Raw genomic sequence first — 6,941 nt, 5'->3', positions numbered from 1 at the left:
GCCCCCGGGCCGCCCCCCCGCCCACTCGGAGGTCGGAAGCGGTTGCACCGGCCGTGGGGACGGAGGTGGGTTCTTCCATTCGGCTGTCTATCGGTTGGGGCTGCGGAAGCGGGCGAGTGTTTTAGTAAGGGTTTTCAGTGGTGTGGTGTTCTGCTCGGCTGTAGCCGGTGTGGGGGCCGGGGTCGCGTTGTTGGCGGTGGTTGCTTCGGCGAGTGCGGCGTGGGCCGATTCGGCTGCTTCGCGGTACAGGTCGCAGGATGCGGTCATGGCTTCGAGTGCTTTGGCGTATTTGGTGACCATGGTTCGTGCGTGGACGAGCTCTTCGTCCGGGGTGAGCAGGTGCCAGCTTTGGCGTAGTCGTGTCAGGACTTGTTCGGCGTCGGCCGGCAGCGGTTGCGGCAGTGAGGCGAATTGCGTGATTGCCTGGAGGAGCTCGGTGGGTTCCGTGCCGTTCAGGAAGACGTCGCGTACGGTGAAGCGCTCTGCGTCGTAGCCCGGGATCTGTGGTGTCGGGGGCAGGACGACGGCCCCGCCGCGCGGTAGCCCGACGCCCAGCTCACGCTTCATCGCGAAGTCGGCGATCAGCGCCTGCTCGGGCGTGGCCCGGTGTTCGACGACCCGGTGTCGCAGGCTCGGTGGGAGGAATGCGGTGATCGGCCGCTGTCCGCGTGCGTCCGGTGTCATGGCCTCGTGCACCACGACATGGATGAACCAGTTCTGCCGGGTGCATTCCCGCAGCAGGCGCCGCAGCTCGCCGTCGTCCTTCGGCAGGGGGTTCGTCGTCCGCAGACGTACGCCTGGGACCTTCTCGTGATCCCAGGCGACCTGGTCGCTGTCGGGCCAGAACACGGTGGCGGGTGAGGGCCAGCTCGCTTGCCACGGCCGCTCTGCCTCGGCGGCGAGGACCCAGGTGACGCTCTCGTTCTCGGCGCGGCGGGACTCCGGCCCGTACGTGGTCAGTTGAGCGCGTACCGTGACACTGTCGGCCGTGCGCCAGCGGGCCTCGAAGAGCCGGCGGGCGAACGGGCCGGCGTCGGCGGATTCATCCCGAGGGAACAGATCGGTGGAGCGGGCCGCCTCGATCGGGTCGAGGTCCAGGAAGTCGTCGATCACTCCCGCTGCCTTGAGGGCGATCAGGTTGCGCCGGACGTCCCGCTCGGCCTCGGGCCCGAGGTGACGTCCACGCCCGAGCCACACGGTGGCGGGGACAGTGGTCGATGAAGAGCTGCTCTTGGCCATGGAACCGTCCATTGGGTGATCGGGGCGAGACCAGTATGGTCTGCGGCCCGAGCGGCGCAGTCCATCAGGTCGCACCGACGCGGTCGGGCACGATTCCCGGCGTCGGCGGACGACCCGCGTTCAGCGGGGTCTGCTCTGTCCCCCCGGTGCCGGTAGGCCGACTCCACGCCGCTCATCCCACGATCTGCCCTGGCTGTCGGCGAGCGCACCGTCCTGCTCGCCGGCCGCACCGGCGGGGCAGGGGCCCGCCGCCGTAGGGGCGGGCTGCACCGGCGGGCCAGGGCCGTCAGTCTCGCCGACGTCCTTTCCGGGGCCGCCCGGATCGGGACCGCCGAAGGCCCGCTCACCTGGCGCACCGGCGACGCGATCCGCGACCACCTCGGCCAGGTCGCGGCCGCAACCTCTTGGCCCTGGCTGCCTGACCTGCCGCGGGGCCCGCCGCTCGGCGGAGCAGCACAGGCCACGCCCCGGACCGGCTCCTGTGGAGCAAAGAGCCTGGTCGGCACGGGAGCTCTGCTCACCGGCGGGTCGGTAGGGTGCGAGTCCTGGGCGTCGGCGGCCTGGTCGTGATGTGGCTGGTGTGATCACTGCGTCGGAGCCGTCTTGGATGCCCCGAACGGTGGCGAGCTTGATGACGTCCCCGGCCGGCCGGTGTACAGGGCGAGGGCGAGTACGGCCGTGACGGCGTACGGCCGCGTCCTGCGCCGGGGGGGGGAGTTGGGTGCCGGCATGAACATCGCCTCCTGGCGCATGGAGTGGATGAGCAACCCAAGGTGCCGGGGCGTGAGATCGTTCGGGGCAGCTATGTAACTCCCCGGTTTGTCAACGCGAGTTGGCTTGTGTTCAATCGCAGGCGTTCAAAGCGCAGCTACCTGACGGGAGCGAGCGCTGTTGGTCGAGCAGGGGAAGACACATGAAACGCACGATGGCGCGCGCAGCAGCGATTGGCATGGCCATTGTCGGCCTGCTGTTGGCCGCAAACCCCGCGGAAGCAGCCGGGAAGAACGTGCCGTGGACCTACACCACGGATGACAATCCCGGTGGGAAGGCGAAGTTCGACTGGGACGGCGACCGGATAACGGTGTGTGACGAGCAGTCCGACGGCTACGGCGTGAGAGCCCGGGTCATGAACAGCCAGGGGACGACGCTGATGATGCTGCAGGACCCCAACAGCACCGATGGTTGTTACACCGGGAGCCATAACATCACCGACGGAATCGGAGTCCGCGTCGAGGTGTGCCTGTACAAGGGCGGCATCTACACCTACTTCTGCCGTATCTCGGCCTGGGGTGTCTCCTGAGAGCTGTACGCCCCCTCTGACCTGAGGCGCCGATCCGCCGTGGGTCGGGTGTGAGTGTTGCGCCGTCCGGGGATCACTGCCCTGGACGGCGCAGCACTTGGCGGCCGCACCGGTCGCCGGCCTCGGCAGCGGCGGTGCCGGGGGAGAGGAGCCCGCAGACGCCCATCGGCGTTGCGCTCCGGGGCGGCCGGCCCGTCACCGTGGTGGGCCTTGGTCCGGCAGCCCACCATGTCACCACCCCGCCAGGGCCGTACGGAGTGACGCCCGGCGGCGCGAAGGCCCTGACCGCTCGGGAAGATCAGGACCTTCATACGCGTCGGGGGAAGCTGGCGCGGCCCCTGGCGCCAGAGCGCCTATCGGGGCCGCGGACTGCCCCAGCCCGACGCGGGGGGCCACGCCAGCGCACTCGTCGACCCCTCGACGGGAACGGCGCCCGGAAGGCCACGGCCAGCCTCCGCAGACCAACTCAGAGGCCGTGATCAATCTCGGCGAAGGCCACGGTTGGATCGATCCCCGACATTGTCGAGCCTTCAGGGTTCAGTGAATCTGAAGGAGCTTCAGCGTGAGTTCAGGGGTCAGAAGTTGGGCCCTGCAGGATCGCCCTTCAGTCCGTGGAGCCGACCACGGCCGGCTGGCCGCGGATGGGGAAGGTGCTCACCGCACCCACGCCCTCCCACGCATGAGATTCGTCGCCTGAGTGTGCGAGGTCGGTCTGGCTGTACGAAGGAACACGGAGAGCGGCTGTTGCCTGGCTCGGTCGGACGGTTGGCGCAGCGGCGATGCCTGAACTGCGTGTGCCGGGCAGCCTGACCTGCCCGGCACACGCACGTTTGCCGCCCCGCGGGGCCTGTCAGCCTGCGCGCGCCACCCACGTTTGGTCGATGGGTGGCGGAGAATGCGCCCGTGGTCGTTTGGAGGCCGCACTGTCCGGCGTTGAGAGGCGTTACCCCGGCAGAGGGCCGGCCCATGCCGTGGTGGGTGGGCGGGCGTGGTGTATCGGAGGGAGGCAGGGTGAAGGTGGCAGACGGAGCATCAGCGGGCCCGGCAGGCGGGGGTCCGGCAGAGGGGGGTCCGGTGCCTCGGGTTCTGTTCGAAACCGCAACGCTGGAGACACTCGACCCGGCTACGGCCGGTGCGGTGTGGCGGCTGGCCGAGCCCGGCCGACAGGTTGATGCCAATGTCGTCCGGATCCCACCCGAACGGGCCGTTGACCCCCACACCGAGACGGACCTGGACGTCCTCCTGCTGGTCGTGGCCGGAGACGGCACCTTGGTCACCTCCGAGGAAACGCGTCCCCTGAGTGAAGGCAGCCTTGCCTGGCTGCCCCACGGTTCCACCCGCGGCCTTGTCGCGGGCAAGCGGGGTATGGCGTACCTGACCGTTCACCGGCGCCGCCCCGGGATGCGGATCCAGCCCGCCTCGGCGAGCCGAGACCCGCAGCCCTGACCACGCTGGAGGATCCTCCGTGACTGCCGCCTGAAAGGCGACGGCGTCCACCACGCCATGCTCGGCATCGCCCGCCTCCACAACCTGGTCCTGACCGGATGGTGGATCTGTGTCGACAGCTGATGAGGAGCACGTCGGGGATCATTTGCGGGACAGCCCTTGGTGTCGTTCGTGCCATAACGGACCCACCTCGGGCGCGAGTTCGGCGATCGCGTCGGCCGACAGCCCTGTGGTCCTCCGGTCATTGATGATCACTGCACGCGACCTGTTCCCCGCCACCCGAAGATGATCAGGGATCAGGCTCCAGCCTCGCACCGCTGACCATGCGCGGGCTCGTCAGCCGTCGAGGAGGAAGTCCACCGCCATCACGGCGTGGAGGACGATCATGGCGCTGCAGCAGAAGACCAGGACGGCGCCCGCGTAGGTGTTCACCAGGTGCGTGAACGGCGACGCCGGCACCAGCACGTCCGCCGGTTCCTCCGGGGGGTGGGCCACGGTGATCGTGGGGCCGGCCTCGCCGTGCAGGAAGCCGCGGTACGTCCCCGTCGCGTCCGGGTAGACGTACGCCCCGCGGGACATCGTGGCCCGGGTGGCGGTCACCATGACGCCGTGCCGGTGCAGCCAGCGTTCCCGCCGCGCGCGGATCATTCCGTACAGGCCCGGCCACAGGCCCAGCCAGGCGAAGCCGCCGATCGGGACCGTGAGGAGCACCAGGTCCCACCTGCCCAGCGAGCCGGCCACCACGCAGATGACGACGAGGGCCAGCAGGTGCCACAGCGTGCCCCGCAGGATCCGGCGGTGGAACCTCGTCCGCCAGGTGGGGGCGAGCGAGCGGACCACGGCGAACGGGGCCCCGTCGACGTCGGCGCTGTCGGTCCGGTTCGCCAGGATCGCGTTGACCCCGTCGGCGAAGGCGGTGGCCGCCGCCTCGTCCACGTCGTCGATGCGGTGGACGCGCGGCGTCGCCCCGGCCTTCGCCCGCAGTTCGATCAGGACCGAGCGGCCCTCGGCGCGTATCCGGCCCAGCCCGTCGGGGGTGAAGGTGACCTGCTCGCGCGGGAGGTCGAGGACCAGTCCGATGTCCTCGGCGGACAGGACGGCCCCGCCCCTGCCTCGGAGCACCGGGAGGGAGGAAATGGACGTCGACATGGGCATGATCGTAGAGCGGGGTGCCGTCCCGGTCAGCCCCTCGGATCCCCGCTCGTCCGTCCCTTCCGGGGGAGGAGGGCGGCGAGGGCCGTCGCGATGCCCGGCCGGCGGGTCCGGCGCGGATCCCGGGCGCGGGGCGCGCTGGTCGTGACGAGTGCGGCGCCGTCGGGCGCCGGGGTGTCGGGGAGGGCGGCGGTGACGGCCTCCGCGAAGGCGAGCGCCCCGCTCTCGTCGACATCGGCGGCCCGGTAGATCGTCGGCTCGTCGGCACCGGACGCCGTCAGCACGATCGCGACGGACCGCCCCTCGGCGTGGACGAATGAGATCGCCGCCAGCGGGATGTGGTGTTCCTTGTCGGGGCGGCGCAGGGCCACCGGCCCGCCCGCGAAGCGGAGAACCGATTCGCCACCGCGCAGGACCAGAGAGGGGGTGGCTGTCATCGTCCGCATTCCTCCGCCGCCGTCGGTCGGTCCCGGGGCGCCGACGGGCGACAGGGCGACGCTCCCGCGCCGATCGTAGGGGCACCGGCCCGCTCCGCACCATGTCCGGACCTGGCGCGGCGGGCCCCGGCGGGACCGTTTCGCGCGCCCTTCGCGCGCCCTTCGCGCGCCCCGCCGTGCGCCGGAGCGAGAGCCGGGGCCCGAGAACAATTCCGTGACGGCCCTGGCGCGGCCGTTCGATATCCCCCCGGATTTACGGGACTTCACCTGGGTGCGGCCCTTGCGGAACGCGAACTCGTCGACGCCGAGCACCCGCGGGGCCTGCTCCGGCACTGGTGGTGATTCCGGCAGCTCGAGGAGCCGACTACGGCCTGCGGGCGGGTGCAGCTTCCGGCACAGCCGTTCACCCGTTTACCTGGGCGGGCACCGAACTCGACCCCGCGACCGCGTGGAGCCACGGCGCCAATTGGTCGAGCCGGTCCGGGTGGGCCTGGTGGTCAGCCCATTGGTTCTGTTGACGAGAACCGGTTCTGGCTCAACTTCCGTGGTCTGTCACGGAGGGTGCCGATCGCGCGTTCCGGGCGGGACATACAGTGACCGCGTGTGGGAAGCCCCGCGGTTCGTGAGCGATGACCCGGAAACCGAATCAGAGTTGGACCGGACCGAGCTGGCCTTTGTGGCGGCGCTGCGCGAACGTGCCGAGGCGTGGAAGGTCCCGCCTGCCGTCAGCTGGGCAGGGCGGCCCGAGGACGACTCCTCGCTGGTGATGTGTATGGGTCTCGGCGACGGGCCGCTCGGGTGGCCCCTGCGCATCGGCCTGCACCTGACCGGGCCCACGGTCAGTGGAGACCGCCTCGTCCATCAGGACTTCTACTGGCTGCCGCAGCCGCGAACCGGGCTGGCACTGGGCGCCACCGGCACTCCCCACGCGCTTGCCGCGCCGGCGGCCGACTGGTTCGAGCGCATCCTTCGGATGCCCGGGTGGTGCGGCACGAGTGGTATCACGACGGCCGGCTCTACGCCTACAGATGTCTCTTCGCGGACGACAGCGACGATAGGTGCGACGGATACAACGACCGTCTGGCCCCGCCAGGGCAGCGTGAGCACCTGAGGGCCACCGGCGCGGAGCAGGCCGGGTACTGGATCCGGTCGGATGCCCTTGGCCGACCCGATCGCGTAGTCGCCCTGCGGGGCGCGCCGGGCTGACATCTCGACCAATCGCTGGGTCGACTCCGTCTCCTCCGAACGAGCCCGCGAGGACCAGAACGACATTCACAGTGCGTGGGCGTGTCACAGAAGTTGAGCCAGAACCCGAGAACCGACAACGGATGTTCACCACTTCGGAAGCCACTCCTGTGAGTCCCGAA

6 protein-coding genes are annotated in these 6,941 nt (G+C 70.3%); 3 read left to right on the top strand and 3 right to left on the bottom strand.

Annotated features, from left to right (window positions below; genetic code table 11):
• Window positions 1-87: 87 nt before the first annotated feature.
• The gene (locus tag ACFC0D_RS30180; protein WP_376442648.1) at window positions 88-1,239 is read right to left on the bottom strand and encodes a hypothetical protein; all 1,152 of its coding nucleotides are present in this window, start codon (window positions 1,237-1,239) and stop codon (window positions 88-90) included.
• A gap of 913 nt (window positions 1,240-2,152) precedes the next feature.
• On the opposite strand from ACFC0D_RS30180, the gene ACFC0D_RS30175 reads away from it, so the two are divergent.
• Both ACFC0D_RS30175 and ACFC0D_RS30170 read left to right on the top strand, forming a co-directional pair.
• On the top strand, window positions 2,153-2,539 hold the full coding sequence (locus ACFC0D_RS30175) for a hypothetical protein (RefSeq protein WP_376442645.1): 387 nt from the start codon (window positions 2,153-2,155) through the stop codon (window positions 2,537-2,539).
• Between the two features lie 966 nt (window positions 2,540-3,505).
• A complete protein-coding gene (locus tag ACFC0D_RS30170) occupies window positions 3,506-3,985 on the top strand; it encodes a cupin domain-containing protein (RefSeq protein WP_376442642.1) in 480 nt (159 codons plus the stop codon).
• A 336-nt stretch (window positions 3,986-4,321) separates the two neighbouring features.
• Here the strand turns inward: ACFC0D_RS30170 and ACFC0D_RS30165 are convergent, their stop codons facing one another.
• Window positions 4,322-5,134 carry a hypothetical protein gene (locus tag ACFC0D_RS30165; RefSeq protein WP_376442639.1) on the bottom strand — a complete coding sequence of 271 codons (813 nt, stop codon included), beginning with the start codon at window positions 5,132-5,134 and terminating at the stop codon, window positions 4,322-4,324.
• A 32-nt stretch (window positions 5,135-5,166) separates the two neighbouring features.
• Complete coding sequence (locus ACFC0D_RS30160; RefSeq protein ID WP_376442637.1) at window positions 5,167-5,574, bottom strand: hypothetical protein; 408 nt, start codon at window positions 5,572-5,574, stop codon at window positions 5,167-5,169.
• Window positions 5,575-6,196: 622 nt separating this feature from the next.
• Between ACFC0D_RS30160 and ACFC0D_RS30155 the strand changes: the two genes are divergently transcribed.
• On the top strand, window positions 6,197-6,685 hold the full coding sequence (locus tag ACFC0D_RS30155) for a hypothetical protein (RefSeq protein ID WP_376442634.1): 489 nt from the start codon (window positions 6,197-6,199) through the stop codon (window positions 6,683-6,685).
• The last annotated feature ends 256 nt before the right edge of the window (window positions 6,686-6,941 follow it).

This window comes from Streptomyces sp. NPDC056222, from assembly GCF_042264065.1.
GTDB lineage: Bacteria > Actinomycetota > Actinomycetes > Streptomycetales > Streptomycetaceae > Streptomyces.
The sequence above is the reverse complement of the archived record's forward strand: the minus strand, read 5'-3'. Positions and strand labels throughout refer to the sequence as shown.

Coding starts and splice junctions, on each gene's coding strand:
- ACFC0D_RS30180 (WP_376442648.1), bottom strand. CDS start 1,239: ATGGCCAAGAGCAGCTCTTCATCGACCACTGTCCCCGCCACCGTGTGG.
- ACFC0D_RS30175 (WP_376442645.1), top strand. CDS start 2,153: ATGAAACGCACGATGGCGCGCGCAGCAGCGATTGGCATGGCCATTGTC.
- ACFC0D_RS30165 (WP_376442639.1), bottom strand. CDS start 5,134: ATGTCGACGTCCATTTCCTCCCTCCCGGTGCTCCGAGGCAGGGGCGGG.
- ACFC0D_RS30160 (WP_376442637.1), bottom strand. CDS start 5,574: ATGACAGCCACCCCCTCTCTGGTCCTGCGCGGTGGCGAATCGGTTCTC.
- ACFC0D_RS30170 (WP_376442642.1), top strand. CDS start 3,506: ATGCCGTGGTGGGTGGGCGGGCGTGGTGTATCGGAGGGAGGCAGGGTG.